The following is a 24,855-nucleotide window of genomic DNA, read 5'->3' as shown; positions in this document are numbered from 1 at the left end:
CCGGTAAAGACCGAATCGCTCCGGGCGCCCTTTCAGATGAATCTCACCGCCGATCTCTCCCAGCTGATCGATCAGCTCGAACCCCGTGCCCGGCCGGGCGGTAAGGGGCGCGCGCTGATGGTCATGGGCGCGAGCCGTAATGCCGGCGCATCGACCGTTGCACGCGAACTGGCGCGGCTCGCAGCGCGGCGGTCCCAGCGCGGTGTGTGGCTTTTCGATCTGGAATTCTCCGGCAACCCCCAGGCCAGGGCGGCGCGTGTGCGCGGTCAGGCCTTCGATGCCGGTTTCGGCCGCGACCCCTTCTGGTCGATCTCCGCGGGCGGTGAACGTGCCCGCATCGTGGCGCGCGAAAGCGTGGTGGGCAATCTCTTCGTGACCGAGCTGCAGGCCAAGTCCGGCTCGGTTGAACGTATCAGCCTGCGTCCTGCACCGGACTATTGGGCCGCTGTGCGCCAGTCGGTCGATCTCGCCATTGTCGATGCGCCGGGTAACAGCCGGGCGCCCTTGTCGATGGCGGCCGACATGGACGGCGTGATCCTGGTGGCCGATGCCCGCCTGTCGCGCCTGGACGGGATTGCAGCCCGCCGCGAGGCGATCGAGGCCCGCGGCGGTGTCGTGGCAGGTGTCATTCTCAATCGGGCAGGACCGGTGCGGAGCGCGGCATGAGCCTCGCCACCGCTCCCGAACCCGCACTGATTTCCGCCTGGCGTCATGCGCCGCCGCTGAAATTCGCCGGTATCATCGAGGGCGGGCTGACCGTGCTCTGCCTCTTCCTGTTTTCCCAGGGCCTGATCGGCCCGCTTTTTGCCGATCCGGCCGATCCCGAGAGTTCCGCCGTGCTGCGGCTGATCTGGCTGCCGGTATACGCCATCACGCTGGGCCTTGCGGCCGTGCGGCCGGGTGCGATTTTGCGGACACTGGTGAGCAACGGGCTGCTGCTGGCTGTTGTCGGCCTGGCGCTGGTATCGGTGATGTGGTCGATCGATCCCGACACCACGCTGCGCCGCGCCTTTGCCCTCATCATGACGACATTGTTCGGCCTCTGGCTGGCTTCGCGCTGGCACTGGCGCGAGATGATCCTGCTGATCGCGACGACGTTCGGCATCCTGGCCGCGCTCAGTACGTTCATGGCGCTCGCCGTGCCGTCTCTGGGCGTAGACCATGCTGTCCATGCCGGGGCGTGGAAGGGATTGTGGTGGGAGAAGAACACGCTGGGCGCCGTAATGGGCTGGGGCGCGATCAGTGCCTATGCGGCCCTGCGCTTCGATCCGGAGCGGCGCTGGCTCTGGATGGGAATGGCGGTGCTTTGCACAGCGCTCATCCTGCTGTCGACATCCAAGACCGCGCTTCTCGCCTGGATCCTGGGCACGGGCAGTGCGATCGGCATTGCGCTGTGCCGCCGGGGTTTCGGCTTCGCTGCGCTGATGCTGTTCCTGGCCGTCACGGGCGGTGCCTTGTTCGCCCTGATCCTGGCCATCGCACCGGTGGAATTCCTTGCGCTTCTCGGCCGCGATGCCACGCTGACCGGGCGAACCGACATCTGGGTGATCCTGGCCGGACAGGTCGCCGAACAGCCCTGGACGGGGTATGGCTACAAGGCGTTCTGGACCGTGGACGACGGGCCGGTTTTCTGGGTCCGGCAGGGCACGTCCTGGCCGGTACCGACCGCGCACAATGGCTGGATCGAGGTGGCTTTGGCCGTGGGTCTTCCGGGCGTTGTCCTGATGGCCATCGTGTTCCTGCAGGCGGCCTTCCAGGCGGCCGGACGCCTGTTCGCCGGCCGGGAGGCCTATTGGGCGATACCCTATATCGCGCTGATCGCGGTCGTTTCGGTGTCCGAGAGTAATCTCATGCAGCAGAACTCGCTGGGCTGGCTTCTCTTCGTCGCAACCGCGGCGAAACTGGCTGACCGGCGCGCGCGGAGCTAGCTCGGAGCCGCTACGTTCTGGCCGTAGAAGCGCGGTTCGAAGGCTTGGATCCAGAACAGTTTTCCCGCCCCCTGGATGCAACGGTCGATGAGGCCTGCGGCGCGTCCGGGCGAGGCGATAGCCGCCAGCGCGGCAAGCGGTCCATAGACCAGAAACTGGGCCAGACCCACCGCCATCCAGAAGGCGATCCCGCTCCAGCTTCCGGCGTGACGGGCCGACTGGGTCGCGCCCTGGCCGAAGGCGAAGGCCCGCGCTGCGAGATAGGACCAGCTTGTACGGCTTGCGCCGACGGTCTCGACCCCGTGCGCCTTGACCGACCAGGCAAAGCAGGCGCCCTGGCGGGCGAGCATGGCGAAGAACACGTCATCCTCGCCGCCGGACGCATTCATGCGTGGATCGAACGGTGCGGCCGGCAGGTCGAAGGCGGCGCGGTCGATCAGGGAATTGCCGCAGCCATAGGGCTTGTCCAGCACGGTGTCGGCTTCGGGCCCGATGCGGGAATAGAGCCGCCGTGCCAGATCGCCGCGGATGCCGCCGACATCCAGCGCCTCGCCCCGCAGCGGTCCGAAGACGACATCGGCATCCAGCGCCCGGGCTGTTTCCATGAGTGCGGCCAGCCAGTAGCCATTGGCGATCTCGTCATCGTCGAGAAAGGCGATGAAACGGCCGCGGGCGGCGCCGAATCCGGCATTGCGGGCATTCGACACGCCCGGACGCGGCTCGTGCACATAGACCACGTCACATTTCGCGATGGCCTTCGCCGTGGCCACCATTGTCCGTGCCGATCCGTCCGGATCGTTGTCGACGACCACGATCTCGTCGGGCTGGCGCGATTGGGCGATCGCGCTTTCCAGGGCCCGGCGCAAGCCGTCCGGACGGCGGAAGGTGGGGATTACGATGGAGATGTTCATGTGTCGGCCTCCAGTGCGCATGTCGCGGCGGCCATGGTCATCACGCGCGCACCCGATGCCTCGACGGCGCGGCAGACATGTTCGAACTGTTCCGGCGTGCAGCCCCAGGGTGTCGGTTCGGCCTGGATGTCGTGGGTGTAGTAGATCAGCCAGCCGGGATGGGCCGCCAGCGTGCTGGCCGCTTCCACGGCCCGTGCGATCCCGGATTCTCCGCCATCGATGGGCACGGATTTGAGCAGCGCCCGGTCGGCGGTGCCGCGATTAATGTCGGCCTGAACGCCGCGCAGCGTGGCAAAGCGCTCGATCAACGCGTGTTTGGCCGCCGGGGTCGCCTCGCCATAGGCGAAGGCGAAATTTTCGAGATCCGATTCCAGCCCCATCGCGGCCAGGGCGCGGGCATTGCGGGCGATATCGGCCATCAGTTCGGAGGTGCGCACCTGGGCGGCATCGATATGGCCATAGGTGTGGCAGCCGATCTCGTGTCCCCGGGCTTCCAGGGCGATGATATCCCCGGCATCGAACATGCGCCCGTGATGCGTTTCGCCGCCGGCAAAGGCGGCCGAGGCATAATAGGTCCCGTTCCAGCCGCGTTCTTCCAGTGCTGCAGCACCGAAAGTCGCGGCGGATTTGGGGAAGTCGTCGAAGGTGAAGGTGACAATGGCGTGGTCGAGATCGACCCGCATCGGCGCGCGCGCGGCGAAGCGCGCCCAGCGCCGGTTGAGGCCGGCCAGAAGGCCGGAAGCGGGCATATAGGGCATCGTCATCGCAGCGCCTCCGCAGTCCAGCTGGCGCGCCAGAGTTTGAGGGCCAGTGTGCGCAGGCGCAGGGGCAGCGCGCCGGTGCAGCACAGCCCGGCCCACAGGCCGCGCAGCGCCGCCTGGAAGGGCAGGCGCGACAGGGCGCGGGCAGCGCGGGCGCCGGGTAGTGCGGCGAGCTCCGGGTGCCGGTCAATAAGACGCCGGTAATTGGTTGCGCCGATGCGGAATTTCTCCAGCAGGGCAGCTGCATCCTGCAGCCCGCCATGGCGGGCAGGATTGTCGCCATGGATCAGCGTGAAGTGTTCGGCTGCGCGCACGGCCCAGTCGACATCTTCCCAGCCCCAGCCGGCAAAGCCGGTGTCGTAGGGGACCGCCTGCATCACTTCGGCGCGCACCAGCACATTGGAGGCGCAGAAGGCCGTCGCGCCGACCGCATTGCGGGCGGCGGCGTCGTGCTGGTCGCTGGTCCGGGAGAGGGCAGCGTGCAGTTTCAGCGCGGGATCGCGGGGCCAGTCGGTCTCATACCCGCCAAAGACGGCGTCGCAGCCGCCCCGTGCCATCAATGCGCGATAGGTTTCGAGAAAGACCGGCGAGCCGGGCGTCATGTCGGCATCGAGATAAAGCAGCCAGGCCCCGCGTGCCTGTTCCGCAAGCAGATTGCGCCCCGCCGAACGGCCGCGATTGCGCGCCGAGGTCAACAGGCGCGCCGGCAGGCTCATCGCGGCGAGAATACGGGTCAGGCGGGCATTGAGGTCGGGGTCGGGTTCGCCGTCATCATGCAGGACAATCTCGACATCCCCTCCCGCCTGCTCGGCAATGGCGCGGACGAGATCGGCGGGATCGTCCCGGTAGAAGGGCACCAGCACCGACAGGCCGATCCGGCCGGCGTCCCGGCTGGCCTCGTTGGTGTATTCGCGTACCGGATTGTCGATCATGGCGTTCATGACGTGGCCTCCGCCGGGCGCAAAAGGGCGCGGGCATCGCGCACCCATTGCCGGCATCCGGCAATATCGAGCAAATAGGCTGAAATCCCGTAAACCGATGCACCGACAAGGGCTTGGGCCGCCAGGTTCAGCCATGCCAGGGGCAGGTCGGGGACGGTGAAGACCGCCGCCGCCATGATCGCGGTGGCGCTGCCGGCCTTGATCCAGTCGGTCCAGGGCAGGGGCAGGACGAAATGGCGCCGGCCCATGACGGCACAGATGCCCAGGGCGATGGCGTAGGCCACAACCGTGGCCAGCGCGGCACCCTGCAAGCCGAAGGCGGGAATAAAGAGGACGTTGAGGCCGAGATTGAGCAGCGCCGATCCACTCATGATCGCGGCCATCACGCCGGTGCGGCGTTTCAGGGTGAAGGCCTCGTGGAAATAATAGGTCATCATGCCGTTCATCAGCCCGGACAGCGCGATCCAGGGCAGGATGCCGGCGGCCTGGTCGCGCACGCCTTCGCCGACCAGCACCGTGGTCAGCGGTTCCGCAACGAGGGCGAGGCCGGCGGCGGCGGGAAAGCAGATCAGTCCCATCAGGCCGGCGGCGCGTCCGGCCATCGCCTGGGCGGCGGCGGGGCCGTCCTGTTCGAACGCCTTGATGGTCAGCGGCCAGACGGCGGCGCCGAACCAGATGAAGATCACGTCGAGAAGCCGGTCGGCCAGCCCGTAGCCCGCGGCATACATGCCCACCGCGCCCTGGCCGAGAAAGCCGGCGATCAGGAAACGGTCGCCGACGGACAGCAGATGCTCGAAGATCAGCGACATGGAGATGGGCAGGCCGTATTTGGCATAGGCCGCCGCGCGCACGGGCTGGCGTTTGCCGCCCTTCAGCCGGTTCAACATCACGGGCAGGTCGAAGACCAGCATGACGGCCGCCGCGATGGCCGTGCCCACGAAAACGCCGGCGGCGCCCAGCTGGGTTGTCAGGATGATGCCGACGCCGATGACGAAGCCGAGCAGGAGATAGCTGGCTTCCAGCGCCGAGAAGCGCGAGACGTCGCCGCGCGCGCGATGGGTTTCCATGCCGATCTGCATCAGCGCGCGCAGCAGCAGCGAGGCGGTGGCGAAGGAGAGTGCCGTTTTAAGACGGATATCGAGCGGCAGGAGCTGGAGCAGCGCTACGAGGACAATCCCGCCGGCAATGGCCGCGGCGCCGTATAGGCTGTAGGCAGTCATCAGATGATCGCGCACACGGCCGCGGCGCTCCGCGCGGGCGTGAAAGCGCGCCACGGCGGCTTCCAGCCAGGTAAAGACGAGGATATGGATGAGCGACAGTGCGGCGAGCGCGAGGGCGTAGCGCCCGTACTCTTCCGGCGGCAGAATACGTGTAAACACGGCCACTGCGCCGAAACCGACCAGGGCCTGAGAGATCTGAACCGGCAGATAGCCCAGAAGATGTCGTCCCAGCATGCAACGCTCCACTCGCCTTGCGGGGGAAGCTTGCAAGTTGGATGCCGCCCGGCAGGCGACAGGCATCATGACCGCCCTGCCGCGTTCACATGATGCTAAGGCATTGAACCTAGGTTGTATGCGGGGACTTGAAGGACGGACACAGGGTCATGCACGTCGAGTTGAAGAAGCCGAGCGACCTGTCGGAAGCAGAGCGGGACGCCTGGCGCGAATTCGTGTCAGCCGATCCGGCGCTCGGCAGCCCGTATTTCACCATCGAGTTTGCGGAATGCTGCGAGGAGGCGCGCAGCGATACGCGCGTGCTCGTGGCGCGCGAGAGAGGCGCGATTGCCGGATTCCTGCCGATGCAGACCGGGCATTTCGGCTATGTCCGGCCGCTGGCGGGCCCGCTGGGCGATACGCACGGCGTGATCGCAGCGCCGGGGCGCCAGGCCGATCTGCAGACCTGGCTGCGCCGGGCACACATCCCCGTGTTCGAATTTCACGGCGCGCTGGCCACGCAGACCCCCTTCCGCGAGCATGCCTCGCATCTGGAAGGATCCTGGGTGATGGATCTCAGCGAGGGGTTCGACGCCTGGATGGAGCGGCGGAACTCGGTCGATGTCAAAGCCATGCGCAATATCCGCACGCGTTACAACCGGCTGGACAAGGCCGGGGCCCGGCACGAATTCGTGATGAGCGACGAGGATCCCGAAGCGCTGGCGGCCATGATCCGGTGGAAGCGCGAGCAATATGCGCAGACCGGCGTATTCGACGTATTCTCGGTGCCCTGGACACGGCGGTTGCTGGACGCTGTGTTGCGACGGCGCGGCGATGAATTTTCCGGGATCTGCTCGAGCCTTCGGGTCGATGGCCGGATCGTCGCCGTTCATGTGGGTATGGCCAGTGCGCGAATGTGCCAGTTCTGGTTTCCCGCCTTCGACCGTGACTTCGCCCGGGTCAGCCCCGGCTTGTTGATGCTGGTGGAAACCGCCCGCAGTTGCGCCGGTCTGGGTCATGAAGGCATCGAGCTCGGCCAGGGGGAGTTCCGGTTCAAGAAGGAGCTGTCGAGCTATCAGATTCCCGTCGCTGCAGGGCATTTCACCAATCCCTCGATGATGGGGCTGATGCGGCGGGGTTCGGCGGCGCTGATGCGGTCGATGGAGGCTGCGCCCGAGGGAGCGGTGGCGCGCCTGACCGGCAAGGCCATGCGCAAGATCGACCGGCTTGCGGGTTTCTACGCTGCGTGATCCTTATGGGCGCGTCCGGCATAGGCCGGGCTGCGTGCTCGCGTAGCGGGGTTAGCGAATGTTGATCTTGTCGCCCAGCAGGGCGGGCAGGGTGCGCGCCATGATCCACAGATCGAACCAGAGACTGGCCCTGGCGATATAGTCCAGATCCCAGCGGACCCGTTCTCGGGCGGCTTCGGGGGAATGCAACGGACCGCGCGACCCGTTGATCTGGGCCCAGCCGGTAATACCCGGCTTGACGCGATGACGGTGCGCATATTCGGCGACGAGCTTGGATGTTTCCTTGCCGCCGGTACGCATGCCCGGCGCGTGCGGGCGCGGACCGACAAGCGACATGTCGCCCATGATCACATTCCACAGCTGGGGCAATTCGTCGAGCGACGTCTTGCGCAGGAAACCGCCGATACGGGTGACGCGCGGGTCGTCGCGCTCGACCTGGCGGATCGGCCCGTCCTGCGCCTTGGGATCGTCCCGCATGGTGCGGAACTTCAGCACTTTGATAGGGCGGCCATTGAAGCCTTCGCGGGTCTGGCGGAACAGGGCCGGGCCCGGGCTTGTCAGTTTCACGGCCAGGGCGATCAGTCCCATCAGCGGCAGGGCGGCGACAAACAGGAGCGAGCCCAGCACGAGATCCTGCATCCGTTTGGCCAGAAGATGGCCGAAACGTTCCTCGGCCCCGCTCATGCGGGCGGCCTGGACGCCGACAATGTCGTCCAGGGAGGTCTCGGCCGGATCGAAATTGTCCAGGTCCAGCAGCAGGCACACCGAATGGGGCAGGGCGCGCAGCTTGCTCAGCAGCATCTGCACACGCTGTTCCGCCTTGGGCGAAACCGTAAGGATGATGCGGTCGACCTCGTGCAGCAGGGGCCAGGAGAAGAGGTCGTTGGTGTCGCCCAGATAGGGCGCGCCGCCCAGGGCCGAGGGCGAGCGCGATTTCCGGTCATCGAAAATGCCCACGACATTGACCGTGCCCGAACCGGCATTGGACATGATCAGTTTGCGGGCGTTCGGCGTGGCTCCGACCAGGACGACATTACGGGCCAGACGGCCGGCCCTCGCCCAGTGTCGGATGAATCCGGCATAGATCACGTGCAGCAGGGTCAGCGCCCCCACGGCGGTCAGCGCGAACATGGCGACGAGATCGGTGGCGGCCGGCGCTGTGAGGTGCGCAAAGGCCGTCACCGCCGTGCCGGCCAGACCGGTGGCGATGAACGCGCTCAGCACGCGATACGCACTCACCTCGCGCGCTTCGATGCGATAGAGCCGCGCCACGACAAGCAGTCCGGGGGCCAGGGCGGCGAAGGCCAGAAGGGGCAGGAGTTCGCCGGCAGCGACTTCGGTGACCTGTCCGCCGGACAGGGCAAATGCCCCGGCGACGGTGAGAATCATCGTGGCAAAGATGTCGACGGCCTGGAGGATATGGCCCAGCGCCTTGCGGTTGACCCGGTTTTGCGGAGCCCGCGCCTGGGCCTTCAGGTGCGCGCGCGCCTGGGCAGCCGTGTCGGAGATGACAGGGCGCTGAATTTCCGAGGTGTCGTTGGCCGGTCCTGTGGTCACCGTGCGTGTCGAGTTGGAATAGTCCACGTCTCTTCCCCGTCGATATTAGGGCAAGAACACCAGATCAGGTAAAAGAATTCGTTGAGAAGCATGGTTAATACCACCCTGGCGCTCAATTTCACCGGCCGGTGCGCTCAGAGGGTGGCCAATTATTGCAATGCAGCATAAGACGCGGCTGCCCATGCTGCAATCCAGGTAGGACCTCATGATCCGGACTTCGCTCGCCGCCTTTACGGAACGCCTCGCCGCGAGCGTACGCGATCGCGGGGAACTTCCCCCACTGACGCCAAACCGGATCCGGATCGAACTCCTGGCCGGTCTCACCGTGGCGCTGGCCCTGGTGCCCGAAGCCGTGGCCTTCGCCTTCGTTGCCGGGGTGCCACCGCTGGCCGGGCTGTATGCCGCCTTCATCGTCGGTCTGATCACGGCGCTGATCGGCGGACGTCGCGGCATGATTTCCGGGGCCACGGGCGCGCTGGCCGTGGTCATGGTGCATCTGGTTGCCGAACACGGGGTCGAATACCTGTTCGCCACCGTGGTGCTGATGGGCGTGATCCAGATCGCCGCCGGCGTTTTCCGCCTGGGCAAGTTCATCCGCATGGTGCCGCACCCGGTCATGCTGGGCTTCGTCAACGGCCTGGCGATCGTGATTTTCCTGGCCCAGCTGGAGCAGTTCAAGACGGTCAACGCGGCCGGCGAGCATGTCTGGATGACCGGTTTTCCGCTCTTCCTCACCCTGGGCCTGGTGGCCTTGACCATGGGCCTGATCTGGGCGGTGCCGAAAGTGACGAAGGTCGTGCCGGCCCCGCTGGTGGCAATCGGTGTGGTGGCCGCGCTGGTGATCGGGTTCGACCTGCCAGTGCCGCGCGTGGGCGATCTGGCCTCGATCGAGGGCGGGCTGCCGCAATTCCACATCCCGATGGTGCCGCTGAATTTCCAGACGCTGGCAATCATCCTGCCCTACGCCTTCATTCTGGCCGCCATCGGACTGATCGAGAGTCTGCTCACCCTCAATCTCGTCGGCGAGATCACCGGCCGCCGCGGCGGCGCGTCCCGGGAATGCCTGGCCCAGGGGGTCGCCAATCTCGTCACCGGGTTTTTCGGCGGTATGGGCGGCTGCGCGATGATCGGCCAGTCGATGATCAATGTGAAATCCGGCGGCCGGCTGCGGCTCGCGGGGGTTTCCGCCGCGTTTTTCCTTCTGGCCTTCATCCTGGTCGGGTCCGGCATTATCGAGATGATCCCGCTCGCCGCCCTCGTCGGCGTCATGTTCATGGTGGTGATCGGCACGTTTGCCTGGCAGAGCCTGCGCATCCTGTTCCGCATTCCCCGGTCCGACGCCTTCGTGATCCTGCTGGTGACCGGTGTGACCGTCTATGCAGACCTGGCGATTGCCGTCATCGTCGGTGTCATCGTCTCCGCCCTGGTCTATGCCTGGAATGCCGCCTCGCGCATTCATGCGCGCCAGGTGGCCGGTGAGGAGGGACAGCTGGTCTACAAGATGGAGGGACCGCTCTTCTTCGGCTCATCGACAAGCTTTCTGGAACTGTTCGACGTCGACAGCGATCCCGACCGCGTGGTTGTGGACTTTGCCGACAGCCGGGTTGTCGATCAGTCGGCTCTGCAGGCCATCGAGGATCTGGCTGCCAAATACGAGGCGGCCGGCAAGCGGCTGGAGTTGCGTCATCTCAGCCGCGACTGCCACCGGCTCCTGTCCAAGGCCGGCCAGCTGATGGTCGACAGTGACGACGACCCGGCCTACGGACTGGCCGTGGATTACCGCGTGCGCCTGGGCCGGCTGGGCGGCTCGCATTGATGCGCTGCAACGTGAATCTCACGGAAAGGTAAGTTTGTCGCCAGCTGGCGCGGGACCTATTCTTCTCCCAAACCAACGATCTGGGGGGAGACCATGACCCGATTCATCGCAAGTCTGGCAGCATCGACCATTCTGGCTACCGCACCGGGCCTGGCCTTGCAGGAGGCCGAGGGCGAAGACGAGGCGGCCAGCACCGAGTGGGATGTGGCCAATCCGCCGCTGCCGACGCGCTCGATTCCGGTCAATGTGACCGAAGGGACCTGGATGTCGCTGGATGTCAGCCCCGACGGGCAGACCATCGCTTTCGACATGCTGGGCGATATCTACACCATGCCGGTCTCGGGCGGGCCCGCGACCAATATCGCCTCAGGCCTGCCCTGGGAGATCCAGCCGCGCTTTTCCCCCGACGGATCGCAGATCGCCTTCACCTCGGACCGCGGGGGCGGGGATAATATCTGGATCATGGATGTAGACGGGTCGAATGCCCGCCAGCTGACCCAGGAGAGCTTCCGCCTTCTCAACAATCCGACCTGGCATCCCTCCGGCCGCTATATCGCGGCGCGCAAGCATTTCACCACCCAGCGTTCGGCCGGCACCGGCGAGATCTGGCTCTATCATGTGCTGGGCGGAAACGGCGTGCAGCTGGTGGAACGACCCAGCGAGAATTTCCAGAAGGAGCTGGGCGAGCCGATCTTCTCGCCGGACGGGCGCTACGTCTACTACACGCAGAACGTTACCTCCGGGAACACCTTTATCTACGCCCAGGATTCCAACACGGAACTCTTCAACATCCTGCGCTACGACATGGAAACCGGCGAGACCGACACGGCCGTCGAGGGCGCGGGCGGCGCCGTGCGGCCGGCCCCGTCGCCGGACGGGCGCTACATGGCTTTCATCCGCCGCGACCGCATCCGTTCGGGCCTGTGGATCAAGGATCTCAATTCCGGCGAGGAGCGCCGGATCGTCGAGACGGTCGACCAGGACATGCAGGAAACCTGGGGCATTACGGGCATGTATCCCAACATGGACTGGATGCCCGACAGTTCGGCCATCGTCTACTGGGCCGATGGCGGCATTCACCGCGTCGATATCGGCAGCGGCGAGGTCACGGATATTCCCTTCGTCGTCGACGATACGCGCGATGTCATCGATCCGCCGCGGCCGCAGGTGGACGTGGCGCCGGACACGTTCTCCACGCAGATGCCGCGCTTTGCCACGGCGTCCCCGGATGGCAGCCGGATCGTCTTTGAAAGCCTGGGCGTCCTGTGGGTTCGCGACGCTGCCGGCGGCGAGGCCCGCCGTCTGACCCGTGCCGATCCGGGCGAGCGCCGCGAGATCACCCCCACCTGGTCGCCGGACGGGCGTACCATCGCTTTCGTGGCCTGGGACGATGAGGAACTGGGCTCGATCCGCACCGTCTCCGCCCGCGGCGGACGCGAGCGCACGGTGACCGGCGAGCCCGGCCATTATTCCAATCCGCGCTTTTCCCCGGATGGTGAGACCATCGTCTTCGAAAAGGGATCGGGCGGCTATCTCACAGCGCCGGAATGGTCGGAAACGACGGGTATTTTCCGGGTCGACGCCGATGGCGGGGACATGACGGAAGTGACGGGCAGCGGATCGCTGCCGCATTTCGGGGCCGCGAACGACCGCATCTTCTTCACCCGCAATGGCGACGGGGCCAGCCTCGTCTCTGTCGATCTCAACGGGCATGAGGAACGCACCCACATCACGTCCGACATGGTCACCGAATATCAGGTCTCGCCCGATGGCGGGCATGTTGCCTTCCGGCAGAATTACGATGTCTTCGTAATGCCGGTCCTGCCGGGGCCGCAATCGGTTGCCGGCGGATCGGGCGGTTCGGCGCTGCCGACCGTTGAGGTGTCGGGCAATGGCGCGACCTATTTCCACTGGAGTGAGGAGGGGGCCCGTCTCAACTGGACGATGGGACCGGAATTCTTCTCCGTGCCGCTGGCCGACTTCCGCCCCGACCCGTCGGGCGACAATGAGTACACGCCGCCGCAAAGCGGGACCGACATTTCCATCACGGCAACGGCCGATCGTCCCGACGGTATCACCGCGATCGTCGGCGCGCGCATCATCACCATGGCCGGCGATGACGGCGGTGTCATCGAAAGCGGCAATATCATCGTCGACGGCAACCGGATCCTGTCCGTCGGTGCGGATGCGGAGGTGCCCGAAGGGGCCCGTGTGGTGAATGCCAATGGCATGACGATCACGCCGGGCTTCATCGACGCCCATGCGCACGGACCGCAGGGCACGGGCGACCTGGTACCCGAACAGAACTGGTCGGCCATCGCTCATCTGGCCTTCGGCGTCACGACGATTTTCGACCCGTCCAGCCGGGCAAGCCATATTTTCACCGCGTCGGAATATCAGCGCGCCGGCCGGCTCCTGGCCCCGCGCACCTATTCCACCGGCGAGATCGTCTATGGCGCGCGGGCACCGTCGGTCTATGCGGAGATCAATTCCTACGAGGATGCCGAAGAGCATGTCTTCCGCCTGAACGCCCAGGGCGCACACGCCATCAAGAACTATAACCAGCCGCGGCGGAACCAGCGCCAGCAGGTTGTCGCCGCCTCGATCGAGGCGGGCCTGGCCGTCGTCGCGGAAGGCGGGTCCAACTATCACATGGACATGGCCATGGTGGCCGACGGCAATACCTCGATCGAGCACAACCTGCCCCAGGCGATGATCTATGAGGATGTGCTGCAGATGTACGCCCAGACCGAGGTCGCCTATACACCGACCATCACGGTCACCTATGGCGGTCTGGCCGGCGATCCCTACTGGCGCCAGGAAATGGATGTCTGGCTGCATCCGATCCTGTCCCGGCATGTGCCGCCGCGCATCCTGGAAGCCTCGTCCGTGCGCCGCACCACGGCGCCGGAGGAGGATTTCGTGGACGACGACAATGCCCGCACGGCTCATCTCCTGTTCGAGCGGGGCGTGCCGGTTTCCATCGGTGCACACGGCCAGCAGGAAGGCCTGGCGGCGCACTGGGAGATGTGGTCCTTCGTACGCGGCGGATTCTCGCCGCTGGAGGCCCTGCAGACGGCAACCGTAATGCCGGCGCAACATCTCGGCTTCGACGCCGATCTGGGAACGATCGAGGCGGGCAAGCTGGCCGATCTGGTGATCATGCGGGAAAATCCGCTGGAGGATATCGGTCATACCGACGAGATCGAATACGTCATGCTCAATGGCCGGCTTTACGAGGCGGAGAGCATGAACGAGGTCGTCACCGGTGACCGCCAGCGCCCGGCCTATTTCTGGGAATAGGCGGGTCCGGCCTGAAGCAGGAAAAGGAGAAGGGCGCCCGGGGGATGGGCGCCCTTCAGTCTTTCGGGGGGATCGAAAGCGGGTTCCTGAGGGGAAAGGAACCCCGGGGTCGTGCTCCGGCTGGCGCGGGGGAACGCCGCCGTCTTCGTCACGATACCACTATGCCGGAACCCGTCCGCGAACGCAGTGAATAAAAAAAACCCCGGGTCGAAACCCGGGGTTTTGCGCATTTTTAATGCATTCGCCGGACCTAGTTCAGGGTCGAGCGGAAGGACAGGCCGACGATACGCGGTGCGTTCACGAAGCCCGTATTGTTGTTGAAGTCGATACCGCCAACCAGGTTTTCCTCGTCGGTGATATTGCGCACGAACAGCGCGGCCTCGTAGTCGCGGCCCGCATCCGACGTGCCGGCATAGCCCAGGCGCAGCCCGCCCTCGAAATTGCCCTCGGAGTAGAATTCCTCGGACTCGTAGAGGAAGAGGTTCGTGCGGCCCTGGTAGAACCAGTCGGTATAGGCGAACCACTCGCCGCCACGGGCGGCCGGGATCGAGTAGCGGGCGGTGAAAGACAGGATATAGTCCGGCGCTTGCGGGAAGGGATTGCCGTCGACCTCGTGGAAGCCGTCATTGTCGGCATCGGGGTCCAGCACGGTGCACTGGGCGCACACACCCACTTCCAGCGTGTCGTCCTGAAGCTCGGTCTCGTTCCAGGACAGGCCGGCCGTCACGAAGAGGTTGTCGGTGACGAAGTATTCCGAGTCGATTTCGAAACCGTAGCCCACACCCTGATCGGCATTGACCAGCTGTACCAGATTGCCGGCGCCGCCGACGGCGGAGAGCTGGAGATCGTCGACGACATAGTAGAAGGCCGTTGCGTTGAAACGGGCGCGGCCGTTCAGCGGTTCGGACTTGTAGCCGATCTCGTAGGAGATCGAGGTCTCGCTGGTGGCGACCGAAGGCTGGCTGAAGAAGGCCACGTCGCGGCCCTGGATCGACGGACCGCGGAAGCCGCGGGCGACGCGGGCAAAGACGGCGCTGGTGTCGTCCAGATCGTAATAGGCCGAAATGTCCCAGCTGACCTGTTCGTCCTCGACTTCAACCGGGGCAACCGGGATCGAGGTGACGATGCCGGTCATGCCCTTTTCGTCATGCGTGAAGCGTACGCCGCCGGACAGTTCCAGGCGGTCGGTGGCCTGGTGGCTGGTCTGGCCGAAGACCGACCACAGCTGGTTCTTGTGGCGCACGGTGGTAGACGGCGGGAAGCCGCCGTTCGGGCCGACCGTGGTGATGTTGAACTGGCTGTCGAACCAGTATGCACCGATCTGCCAGGTCGTGGCCCGGGCATCGTCCGATGCGAGGCGGAACTCCTGGGTGAACTGGTCCAGCTCGTCGATCCCGTCCTGGGTTTCCGACGGGAAGGGGATGAAGCCCGGACCGGTGACCAGATTGCCGCCGTCGATATCGCCCAGGCTGTAGCCGTCGGCATTTTCGTAGGCCGTGATCGAGGTCAGGGTCAGATCGTCCATATAATAGTTGACGCGCGCGCTCGTGCCCCAGCTGTCATATTGCTGGGGATTGTTGAACGTGCTGTCGAACCAGACCGTGTCGCGGTCGAAATTGCCGTTCAGACTGTTGTTGCCCGGACCGATGATATTGGCACGGAACACTGCCGAGGTGCCGGCCAGCGAACGGGCGTGCACATTGAACAGGGCGTCCAGGGTCTCATTCGGCGTAAACAGGAATTGGGCCCGGCCTGCCCATTCGCGGTGACCGCCCAGGGCGTCTTCCTCGCCGGTGAAATCGTTGTCGATCCAGTCGGAGCGGTTCTGGGTCAGCACCGAGATGCGCGCCGAGAGCACATCGTCGATGAGCGCGCCGCCGATGGCGCCTTCCACATTGACCGTACCCAGCGTGCCCGCCGCGACCTGGAAATAGCCGTCGGTTTCCTGGCTGGGACGCACGCTGTCGAACTTGATCGTGCCGGCCGTCGTGTTGCGGCCGAACAGCGTGCCCTGCGGGCCGCGGGCGATTTCCACCTGCTGGATGTCGAACAGGGGGAAGGACTTCAGGATGACGTTTTCCATCACCACATCGTCCATGATCACCGAGACCGGCTGCGAGGCGGCAAGGTCGAAATCGGTATTACCCAGGCCGCGGATATAGAAGCGCGGGGCAACGCGGCCGTTCGAACTTTCCGCGTAGAGGCTGGGCACGCGGGCCGCCAGGGTCAGGATATCGGCACCGCCTTCGGTGAAGGGGGCGAGATCGGCGCCGGACTGGGCGGTCACCGAATTGGCGATGTCCTGGATGTTTTCCTCACGGCGCGTGGTCGTGACGATGATGGTTTCCACAGTCGAGCCCGAAGCGGTGCGGGTTTCGGACTGGGCGAGGGCTGAAGGAGCCAGGGCCATGCCCAGGGCAATGGCGCTAACACTCGCAAAACACAGTGTGTTTTTCGCGGAAAGAGTGGTTTTCATGGGAGTATCTTTCGAAGCCGACCTAGGGAATCCGTTTGCGGCAGCAGAGGATTGCGTTTTGCTGCAGGTGCACAATGGAGATCGATCGCTCCGTTAGCGGATATTTCCGTTTGATGACAGCCCGCGGCCGTCAAGACCTTGTCATTTGCGGCCGGGTGTTGCCTTCAGGCCACCCTTGCTGGTCCTGTGGTTCGGATCCGCCGCCGCCCGGCGGTCAGGACGTGCTTCCGGATGCCTGCCAGAGCGGGTGCTTGACCATGACGGCGGCGAAACGTTCGGACGCCAGATGCCCGGCAAGCCAGGCTTGCAGCGCATCCAGCGGCTGGGCGCGGAACCAGTCCCTGTCGGTATGGGCAAACTGGCGCACAAAAGGAAAGATGGCCGCATCGGCCAGGCTCATCCGGTCTCCGAACAGCTGCAGCCGGCCGGACAGCTGCTCATTGAGGCGTTCAAGAAAATCGAGTCCGGCAGCACGATGCTCCAGTGCGTCGGCATTCTCGTAGCGTGTGGCATATTTGTAGCGGTCGAGATGGTGCTTGAACGGGCCGTCGCACATCGCGATCAGTCCGTCCATGGCCCCGCCGGGCGCCAGCCAGTCCTCGGGATCGTGACGCTCGAGAGCCCAGCGCATCACGTCCAGGCTCTCGTCGAGCACCGGCCCGTCCGGCAGGACCAGAACCGGCACGGTTCCCTTGGGCGAGGCATTCAGCATGGCCTGGGGCTTGTCGCGCAGCAGGATTTCGCGGTGTTCGACCGCCGTGCCGCTGGCATGCAGGGCGAGCCGGGCACGCATGGCATAGGGGCAGCGGCGGAAAGAGTAGAGAATAGGCAGGCGGTCCGTCATTCCGCCGCCTTGCGGCCGACATGACGTTCGCCGCGGCGTTCGGCGAGCGTTTCCTGGCGGTGCCGCTCGGCATAGCTCGCCCGTTGTTCCTCGGACCGGGCATCGTGGCAATAGGGACAGCTCACGCCCTCCACGTAGAGCGGCGAGGTCATGTCCTGCGGCCCCAGGGGTTCGCGGCAGCCATGACAGAGCATATGCGTACCCGTCTCAAGCCCGTGTTTCACGGCCACGCGCCGGTCGAAGACAAAGCACTCGCCGCGCCACAGGCTGTCGGCCTCGTCGACGGTTTCCAGGTATTTCAGGATGCCGCCCCTGAGATGGTAGACCGCATCGATGCCTTGCGCCTTTACGAAGGCCGACGCTTTTTCGCAGCGAATGCCGCCTGTGCAGTACATGGCGATACGGGCATTGGGCCGGGTCTCGCGGAAGCGGCGGAACCAGTCCGGGAACTCCCTGAAACTTGTGGTCTGCGGATCGATGGCCCCGGCAAACTGGCCGATGCGGACTTCGTAGTCGTTGCGGGTGTCGATGGTGACCACGTCGGGGGCGGTGATGAGATCGTTCCAGTCTTCCGGTTCGACATAGGTTCCCACGATCCGTGTCGGGTCGGTATCGGGTACGCCCATGGTGACAATTTCGCGCTTCAGCCGCACTTTCAGGCGCAGGAAGGGCTGTTCGCCGGCCCAGCTTTCCTTGTGCTCCAGTCCGGCGCAGCCGGGCAGGGTTTGCAGCATCGCCAGCACGGTCCGCACGCCGGGTTCCGGCCCGGCGATCGTTCCGTTGATCCCCTCGCGGGCCAATAACAGGGTACCCGCCACTGCGTTTTCCTCGCACACGGACTGGATGCGGGCCCGCAGGGCGGGTCCGGCATCAAGCGGGGTGAACTTGTAGAGCGCGGCGATCAGGAAGCGGGACATGGGGCACCCTTGGCAACGGGCCCGGTATATCGCCACACCGCGCCGCCGTCATCGGTGGCACTGTTCAGCGGTCGTTGGAGACCGCAGCGTCCACCGCGAGCGGACCCGGTTGGCCGGAATGGACCGGGGCTGGAAGGTAGAGGTGGAACCGGCTTCCCAGGCCGGGTTCGGATTCCACCCAGATCCGGCCGCCATGAAGGTCGGCGACGCGTTTGCACAAGGCCAGCCCGATTCCGGACCCCTCATAGGCATCATTGCCGTGCAGGCGCTCGAACACGTTGAAAATGCGCTGGAAATGCTTGCGGTCGATACCAATGCCGTTGTCGGCCACGCAAATCGTCACGCTCTGGCCGTGCCGGCGTGCAGACACCTCGATGAGAGGCGGTTCCTCGCTGCGGTATTTGATCGCGTTGGCTACCAGGTTCTGCAGGGCCCGAATGAACAGGAAGCGGTCCGCGATCACGGGTTCCTCGATCTGCCATTCCAGCGTGCCGCCGCATTCCTCGATGGCTGGACCCAGTAATTCCTCGATCTCGCGGATGATCGCGTCCGGCTCGATCGGCTCCGGCTTGACCTGAGCGGCGTCGGCGCGGGTGTAGGACAGCAGGTCCTGGACCAGGCGCTGAGCCCGTTCGGCGCCGCGATTGATCCGGCGCAGCATGTCCTGACTGCGGTCGTCGAATTCCCCCCGGCGTTCGACCAGCAGGGAGGATATGCCCTTCATGGCCCGCAGGGGGGCCTGGAGGTCGTGCGAGGCGTGGGCGGCGAAACGGGCCAGTTCCTCATTCTTGGCGGCGATGACGTCTCGGCTGTACTTCAGCTCCGCCGTCTTGCGGTCCACCTCATGGCGGATGTCCTCGGCGCGTCGGGCATCCTTCAGCGCCAGGGCGCCGATCGCCATGGTCGCAAACATGGAAAAGGCCAGCACGATCCAGGGCAGAAAGCCGACACTGAGCAGGTAGGACCGGCGTGGCACCATGTCGATGCGGATGACGTCGAAGGGCGCCTGGCCGCGCCAGCTGAGTATGAAAGGCGCGGAATTGAGAACGGTCTGGACCTGAGGCATGTCCGGCGGCGGGCCGTCCGCCGAAAAACGGCGGTTGGCGAAGGCATAGGCCGGGCTGTGCCCGTTGATCCGGGCTATCGTCCAGGCCGTTTCGGCGCGCGCGCCGATCGGGCGGATCAGCGCGCCGAATCTGGAAACGACGAAGGCCCGCAAATTGTGATCGCCGCCAAGCGGGCGCACGAGAGCAAAATGAATGTCATCCTGCGGTCCGCCCGGCAGTTGAAGAATTTGCGTCCCGCCCTGTGCGGCCGGCGTACCTTCAGCAGCCGCCAGGGCGCGGGCCACCTGGCGGCCGACAGCCCTGTCGGTGGCGACCATCTCATTGTCTTCGCCGGCCAGTCCCACGCCTACCACCGGACCGGAGCGGTTGGGACCGAATATGGCAATGGCATCGTCAGCGGAGAGGCCGGCATCCATGGCGCGCGACAATTCGTCCAGTTCGGCAGCGAGAGATTCGAGGCTGACCGAGATCTCCGCGGTCCGGGCGGCGGCGTGATTGCGGAACTCGCGCTCCTTCGCCCGGCTCTGGCCGACCAGGGTGGCAAAGAAGAGGGCGAGGGACACGATCAGGCCGAACAGCAGGATCGTCACCGGCGTTCGATAGGCATTGAGGAGACCGGACAGGGTCTCGTAGCGCGCATCGGGCGGCGGTGTGGGCGGCGGGCTGTCCGGTTGCGTCGCGTTCATGCTCGGTTCCGCCTCATGCCTCTCCGATCCGTGTGAACCGGTCGATCAGTACCGGCAGAAGCGGCAGTATCAGCACCGCCGTTGCCACCGACGCTGCGGCGGTCAGCAGTTTCAGCACGCCTTCCAGATAATAGACCGGGTGCCACAGCACGACGATGTTCATGATGTGGTTGATACCGCAGAGCAGGATGAAGATGCCGAACATGACGAACGCCCAGCGAAACGGGATGGGGCGGGCCAGGCGGCGCAGGAAGATCGCGATGACAATGGGGATGGAGAAATAGGCAAGCGCAATGGCTAGGTCGGCGATGACATGCATGCCGACCAGTTCCGGCCGCCACAGGAAACACATGCCATGGGGCATGAAATTGTTGATGTCGAAATAGTCCATGATCGATCAGACCTTTCGGCTGGGCGATAGCAAGAGGGCAAACCTCAATTGCGTAACCCTAGGTCTGATTTCGCCGCGTCATGCAGCTTAAAATTATGCCTGTATAGAGTTTGCAACGGAGCCTCCCCTGCCCGAAGGGCCGTATCCAGGGAAGCATCATAGCGCCGGGCCGGCATGCCGGAGTGTGCGCTGCGTCACACTCCGGCGGTAAGCGCCAATCAGGGCAGGGTGTTGACCCGGACCTTTGCGGCATCGGCCGCGGCGACAAGAGTTTCGGCATTGCCGCCGAGCGTTTCGGGCCGCAGCGCGGCCGGGAAGGCCGCGTCCAGCTGGGTCATCGCATCGGCAAGGGCCGCCGCTGCCTGGGGGCTGACGGCCTCGATCGAATCCATGTGATTGCCGGCATAGCGCTCGGCTGCCTTGGCGAAGCCGTAGCCGTCGAGATAGGCTTCGCCGGCGGCGGCATCGCTCGCCACGACCCGGTATTGCAGGGCGCCGCGTTCGACGAGATCGGCCAGAACGCGTGCGTGAACGGCGCCGTCGGAGACCTCGCTCCGCGGCGCAAATTCCGCCGCCTCGTCGATGGCAGCGATCACGGCTTCGACCTTCGCCGCCACGGCGTCATCGCCTTCGCCGGAATAGGGTGCCACGGACGCCTCGGTCATGGTCTCGCCAAAGAGCGGGGCGCCGAGTGCTTCGAGCACGGGTTCGAAATCGATATAGATCTCGGAAATCGGGTGGGCGAACATTTCCGCACCTGCGGCACGGTCGCCGGCCTCGAAGGCGTCGATGCCGGCGAGATAGTGGGCGCGCATGACCTCCAGGGCGATCATGTAGACGACCGGGTCGCTCGCGGCCGCCTCCGGGTCGATCCCGAATTCGCCGCCACCGCCGCCGCCTTCGCCCTCACCCTCGCCTTCGGAGAAGGCGGGCGCGGCAGCCGGCTGGGTGTCCGCGGGTGCGGATGGCGTGGCGGGTTGTTCGGACCGGGCGGGGTCTTCGCTGCCGGTCTCGTCCGCCGGTTCGCTGCAACCGGCGAGAGTGCCGGCCAGGGCGGCTGTGCCGACCGTGGTCCAGATACGCGTGCGACGCTTGATGCCCATGAATTACCCCCTTGCAGTTCCGGTGACTTGTGTTGGACGCAGGAAAGGGCCTAAACCCATTTCCGGTAAATGACAATCAGTCGCAGGTGATACCATGTTCTTGTGTCTGCACAATCTGTGTTCGCACGAAGAGACCGGCCAGTTGCGGACCCTGGCATCGGAAAGCGAATACGCTGACGGACGCAGGACAGCCGGCTGGGCCGCGCGCGAGGTGAAGCGCAACGAGCAGGTCGAGGCGGGCCCGCGCATCGACACGATGCGCAATATCGTCCGCAAGGCGCTGATGAAGAATGCCCTGTTCACCAGCTTCGCCCAGCCCAGATCCATCACCCGCATGCTGGTTTCGCGCTATACGGCCGGCATGGAGTACGGACCGCATGTCGACGATGCGCTGATGGGCGGGCGCCGGGCCGATCTCTCCTTCACGCTCTTCCTGTCGGAGCCGGACAGCTATGAGGGCGGAGCCCTGGTGATGGAAGGCATCGACGGGGACACGGAAATCAGGCTCGCAGCGGGCGAGGCCGTGGTCTATCCCACCGCCGCCTTGCATCGCGTCGCTCCCGTGACAGCCGGCGAGCGTCTTGCCGTGGTGGGCTGGGTGCGCAGCCTGGTGCGCCGGCCCGACCAGCGCGAAATCCTGTTCGATCTCGACCGCGCCTGCCACGCCCTGTTCGAGCGCGAGGGCAAGACGGCGGAACTCGACCTCCTGCTCAAGACAAAGTCCAACCTGCTCAGGCAATGGGCAGAAGACTGATCGGCACCAATATCAGCCTGTCGCGGGCGCAAGTCCCTCGATCACGTCGGCCCAGTCGGGATGGCGCTCGGCCTGGGCCTTCAGGAAGGGGCAGAGCGGCACGATGGTGAAGCCCTTGGCGCGGGCTTCCGCGACCACATTGCGGGCCAGCGCCGCGCCCACGCCCATGCCCTTGAGCGTATCCGGCACGCCGGTATGGTCGACAATGACCCGTTTGGGGCCAATCCGGCTGAAGGTCATTTCGCCGGTATCCTCATGGCCGGGTATGTGCGCGATGTAGCGCCCCTTGCTGCCGGTTTCCTCGAGCGTGATCTGGATGTCCATCTTGTCCTCCCTGCCGTGGCGTCAGGCTGCCTTGCCCAATTCCGTGCCTGTCTGGGCTTCGCGTATTGTCAAAGAATGCGCTCCGCCCGGCAGCGAGGCCAGAAAAAGTGCACCGGTCAGGCCGAGCATGGCGATCGATATGATAAGTCCGGTCCAGCGCATGAGGGTCTCCTGTAGTCCTCGCGACCATATAGAGACCGGCATGTGCGCCGGTTAGATGCGAAAACGGAAAAAGACTGGCTCTGCAACGGCAAAGACCCGGCCCGCGATGCCGGGCCGGGTCTTCCTGTCCTCGCTCGCCGATACGGGCGCTGCCGCTAGCGAGGTGTCCGGACAGCCGGCAGGTCGACAAAGGGCCGGATACCGAATTCCGGATAGATCTCGGTCGGGAAATAGATCGTCCCGTCTGCGGCGACCATGGCGATGGTCTTGATGTCGCGCAGATCGGCCGTCGGATCGCCCGGCACCAGGAAGAAGTCGGCCCGTTTGCCCGGCTCGATCGAACCCAGCGTGTCGCCCACGCCAAGATATTCGGCCATGCCATGGCTGGCCCAGGCCAGGATCTCCGCCGGCGTCATGCCGATCTCCTGGTAAAGCTCCAGTTCGCGGTGATAGGCGAAAGAACCGCCCAGATCCGTACCCGGCACCATGAAGATGCCGCGCTCGTGCATCTGGCGCAGCGTCGCCAGGATCTGGTCGAAGGCTCCGCGATAGGCGGCATCGTCTTCCGGCGTCGAGATGTCAGCCCAGGCCGACCGGGCGCTGCGCTGCACGCTGACCGGCATGTGGTCGACATAGTCGACCGATCCCGGCGACAATTGCCCGTTGCGCGAGAGCAGGAGAGCCTCGTGGATGGCGAGGGTCGGATCGATCGCGACGCCATTCTCCACCATCGCATCCAGGGTCGACTGCACGGCTTCGCCCTGCAGGTCCAGGCCGGGCAGGCGCTTGAGCGCGGTCAGACGCAACAGGGTGCGCGTGTCTTCGCCCTCGTCCAGCACCCAGCCCAGCATGACCTGGTTGATATGGGTCATCTCGTCATAGCCGGCGGCAACCATCGCGTCGGCATTGGAGAAGGCCGGTACGTGGCCGGTGACGCGAAGGCCGTGCTCGCGGGCGGCGGCGATCATCGCCGGCACCCAGTCCGGATTCATCGAGTTGTAGATCTTGATCTGGAAGAACTCGCCGCTTGCGGCATAGGTCTCCACGGCGGCGACCGCCTCGTCCTCGCTCTCGACGAGAATGCCGTTGTTGGAATTGAAGGGGCTGCGGCCTTCGATGAAGCCGGAGCGGAAGACGCGCGGTCCGGCGATCTCGCCACTTTCGATCCGGTCGATCAGGGCGCTGAGCACGTCGTTGTTGTTGCCCATGTCGCGCACGCTGGTCACGCCGGCGGCGATATTCAGGATCGCGTCGTCCTCGCCCATATGGCCGTGCATTTCGAACAGGCCGGGGATCAGCGATCCGCCGGCCCCGTCGATTTCCACCTCGCCGGCGCCCGTGGGCACGTCCAGCGGGTCGATGGCCGAGATCGTGTCACCCTCGATGACCACCGAAACCGGCTCGCCCAGGGCCTGGCTTGCGGGGTCGAATACCCGCACATTGCGGATCCGGACCGGTGCCCCGTAGTCGTGGGCGAAACGGGACTGGATGTCCTCGTAGCGCTGTGCGCCATATTCGGCGGCGAGTGCGCGCAGGCGTTCGTCCTCGGCTTCGAACCCGGCTTCCAGAACCGAAAAGCGTGGCGAGATCACGCCGAAGAATGCCCGGTCCGACATCAGGAAATAGGTCGGGTCCAGACTGGTGCCGGAGAGCGCATAGGCCGTGATGCTGCGGGCCTCGCTGCCATTGGAGACATCCAGCGTGTCGATCTCGTCCAGGCGCAGCGTGCCGCCGGGCAGGGCCGGCAGGGCATTGTCCTGGGCGTTCATCAGTGCGCGTGCCGCGATGGCGAGCCAGTAGGGGCTGGCATTCTGGGGTACATAAAAGGCCGGACCGTCCGGCAGGGCCTCGCCGGAGCCGGTGGTATCGGTCCAGCGGGCCTCGCTGTCGACCAGGGCGTAGCGCTCCTCGACCGGATTGCCGAATGTCGTGTTGCCATCGATCGTCCAGCTGAGCGGCAGGCCTTCCGCGTCCAGTGCGATAGATTCGGTCAGGGTCGGGCCGCGGCCATTGTTGCGGTATTCGTAGTCGATCGCATACCCGTCCCCGGACAGGGCGATATCCAGCGCACCGATCTGCGTGCCGCCGACCATGACGGTGAAGCGTTCTGCTTCGGCGGCCTCGATTGTGTCCGTGCCGGTGTCCGGCTGCGGGCTGCAGGCAAGCAGTGCGCCCGCCAGGGCGGCCATGGCCGCGGCGTTTATCGACAACTTCATGGAACTCCCCTCATT

At 65.3% G+C, this 24,855-nt stretch carries 20 protein-coding genes; 6 read left to right on the top strand and 14 right to left on the bottom strand.

Features of this window, described 5'->3' with window-relative positions:
- Positions 1–36: 36 nt before the first annotated feature.
- Both Q1U94_RS12510 and Q1U94_RS12505 read left to right on the top strand, forming a co-directional pair.
- The gene (locus Q1U94_RS12510) at positions 37–666 is read left to right on the top strand and encodes a hypothetical protein (RefSeq protein ID WP_300545195.1); all 630 of its coding nucleotides are present in this window, start codon (positions 37–39) and stop codon (positions 664–666) included.
- On the top strand, positions 663–1,928 hold the full coding sequence (locus tag Q1U94_RS12505; protein WP_300545193.1) for an O-antigen ligase family protein: 1,266 nt from the start codon (positions 663–665) through the stop codon (positions 1,926–1,928). Before Q1U94_RS12510 ends, Q1U94_RS12505 begins: the two co-directional genes overlap by 4 nt.
- Here the strand turns inward: Q1U94_RS12505 and Q1U94_RS12500 are convergent.
- From Q1U94_RS12500 to Q1U94_RS12485, 4 genes are read right to left on the bottom strand one after another with little or no spacing between them, the layout of a single operon-like run.
- Positions 1,925–2,839, bottom strand: coding sequence for a glycosyltransferase family 2 protein (locus Q1U94_RS12500; RefSeq protein ID WP_300545191.1), 915 nt, complete (start codon positions 2,837–2,839; stop codon positions 1,925–1,927). The genes Q1U94_RS12505 and Q1U94_RS12500 overlap by 4 nt on opposite strands.
- Positions 2,836–3,603, bottom strand: coding sequence for a polysaccharide deacetylase family protein (locus Q1U94_RS12495; RefSeq protein WP_300545188.1), 768 nt, complete (start codon positions 3,601–3,603; stop codon positions 2,836–2,838). Before Q1U94_RS12495 ends, Q1U94_RS12500 begins: the two co-directional genes overlap by 4 nt.
- Positions 3,600–4,541 (bottom strand): glycosyltransferase, encoded by a 942-nt coding sequence (locus tag Q1U94_RS12490; RefSeq protein ID WP_300545186.1) that lies wholly within the window; start codon positions 4,539–4,541, stop codon positions 3,600–3,602. The genes Q1U94_RS12495 and Q1U94_RS12490 overlap by 4 nt, the downstream gene beginning before the upstream one ends.
- Positions 4,538–5,995 (bottom strand): lipopolysaccharide biosynthesis protein, encoded by a 1,458-nt coding sequence (locus tag Q1U94_RS12485; RefSeq protein WP_300545183.1) that lies wholly within the window; start codon positions 5,993–5,995, stop codon positions 4,538–4,540. Before Q1U94_RS12485 ends, Q1U94_RS12490 begins: the two co-directional genes overlap by 4 nt.
- A gap of 149 nt (positions 5,996–6,144) precedes the next feature.
- Here Q1U94_RS12485 and Q1U94_RS12480 point away from each other — a divergent pair, with 149 nt between their 5' ends.
- A complete protein-coding gene (locus Q1U94_RS12480; protein WP_300545181.1) occupies positions 6,145–7,224 on the top strand; it encodes a GNAT family N-acetyltransferase in 1,080 nt (359 codons plus the stop codon).
- A 51-nt stretch (positions 7,225–7,275) separates the two neighbouring features.
- Here Q1U94_RS12480 and Q1U94_RS12475 read toward each other — a convergent pair whose 3' ends face one another.
- Positions 7,276–8,808: an exopolysaccharide biosynthesis polyprenyl glycosylphosphotransferase gene (locus Q1U94_RS12475; RefSeq protein ID WP_300545179.1), complete on the bottom strand. Its 1,533-nt coding sequence runs from the start codon at positions 8,806–8,808 to the stop codon at positions 7,276–7,278.
- Positions 8,809–8,986: 178 nt separating this feature from the next.
- On the opposite strand from Q1U94_RS12475, the gene Q1U94_RS12470 reads away from it, so the two are divergent.
- Complete coding sequence (locus Q1U94_RS12470; RefSeq protein ID WP_300545177.1) at positions 8,987–10,597, top strand: SulP family inorganic anion transporter; 1,611 nt, start codon at positions 8,987–8,989, stop codon at positions 10,595–10,597.
- A 93-nt stretch (positions 10,598–10,690) separates the two neighbouring features.
- On the top strand, positions 10,691–13,900 hold the full coding sequence (locus Q1U94_RS12465) for an amidohydrolase family protein (RefSeq protein ID WP_300545174.1): 3,210 nt from the start codon (positions 10,691–10,693) through the stop codon (positions 13,898–13,900).
- A gap of 250 nt (positions 13,901–14,150) precedes the next feature.
- Here the strand turns inward: Q1U94_RS12465 and Q1U94_RS12460 are convergent, their stop codons facing one another.
- The 6 genes from Q1U94_RS12460 to Q1U94_RS12435 all read right to left on the bottom strand — a co-directional run bounded on the left by Q1U94_RS12460 (position 14,151) and on the right by Q1U94_RS12435 (position 21,384).
- Positions 14,151–16,376: a TonB-dependent receptor gene (locus tag Q1U94_RS12460; protein ID WP_300545172.1), complete on the bottom strand. Its 2,226-nt coding sequence runs from the start codon at positions 16,374–16,376 to the stop codon at positions 14,151–14,153.
- Between the two features lie 214 nt (positions 16,377–16,590).
- On the bottom strand, positions 16,591–17,220 hold the full coding sequence (locus Q1U94_RS12455; RefSeq protein ID WP_300545170.1) for a glutathione S-transferase: 630 nt from the start codon (positions 17,218–17,220) through the stop codon (positions 16,591–16,593).
- Positions 17,217–18,137, bottom strand: a complete 921-nt coding sequence (locus tag Q1U94_RS12450; RefSeq protein WP_300545167.1) for a rhodanese-related sulfurtransferase — start codon at positions 18,135–18,137, stop codon at positions 17,217–17,219. The genes Q1U94_RS12455 and Q1U94_RS12450 overlap by 4 nt, the downstream gene beginning before the upstream one ends.
- Positions 18,138–18,201: 64 nt before the next feature.
- Positions 18,202–19,890: an ATP-binding protein gene (locus Q1U94_RS12445; protein WP_300545165.1), complete on the bottom strand. Its 1,689-nt coding sequence runs from the start codon at positions 19,888–19,890 to the stop codon at positions 18,202–18,204.
- A 13-nt stretch (positions 19,891–19,903) separates the two neighbouring features.
- Positions 19,904–20,281: a hypothetical protein gene (locus tag Q1U94_RS12440; RefSeq protein WP_300545162.1), complete on the bottom strand. Its 378-nt coding sequence runs from the start codon at positions 20,279–20,281 to the stop codon at positions 19,904–19,906.
- A gap of 218 nt (positions 20,282–20,499) precedes the next feature.
- Complete coding sequence (locus Q1U94_RS12435; RefSeq protein ID WP_300545159.1) at positions 20,500–21,384, bottom strand: hypothetical protein; 885 nt, start codon at positions 21,382–21,384, stop codon at positions 20,500–20,502.
- A gap of 94 nt (positions 21,385–21,478) precedes the next feature.
- Here Q1U94_RS12435 and Q1U94_RS12430 point away from each other — a divergent pair, with 94 nt between their 5' ends.
- Complete coding sequence (locus Q1U94_RS12430; RefSeq protein ID WP_300545157.1) at positions 21,479–22,138, top strand: Fe2+-dependent dioxygenase; 660 nt, start codon at positions 21,479–21,481, stop codon at positions 22,136–22,138.
- Positions 22,139–22,150: 12 nt separating this feature from the next.
- Here the strand turns inward: Q1U94_RS12430 and Q1U94_RS12425 are convergent, their stop codons facing one another.
- The 3 genes from Q1U94_RS12425 to Q1U94_RS12415 form a co-directional block, all read right to left on the bottom strand.
- Positions 22,151–22,462, bottom strand: coding sequence for a GNAT family N-acetyltransferase (locus Q1U94_RS12425; RefSeq protein WP_300545154.1), 312 nt, complete (start codon positions 22,460–22,462; stop codon positions 22,151–22,153).
- Positions 22,463–22,483: 21 nt separating this feature from the next.
- Positions 22,484–22,624, bottom strand: a complete 141-nt coding sequence (locus tag Q1U94_RS12420; protein WP_300545152.1) for a hypothetical protein — start codon at positions 22,622–22,624, stop codon at positions 22,484–22,486.
- A gap of 155 nt (positions 22,625–22,779) precedes the next feature.
- Positions 22,780–24,840, bottom strand: a complete 2,061-nt coding sequence (locus Q1U94_RS12415; protein WP_300545150.1) for an amidohydrolase family protein — start codon at positions 24,838–24,840, stop codon at positions 22,780–22,782.
- Positions 24,841–24,855: the final 15 nt, after the last annotated feature.

Source organism: Maricaulis sp., from assembly GCF_030149515.1.
Lineage (GTDB): Bacteria > Pseudomonadota > Alphaproteobacteria > Caulobacterales > Maricaulaceae > Maricaulis.
The sequence above is the reverse complement of the archived record's forward strand: the minus strand, read 5'-3'. Positions and strand labels throughout refer to the sequence as shown.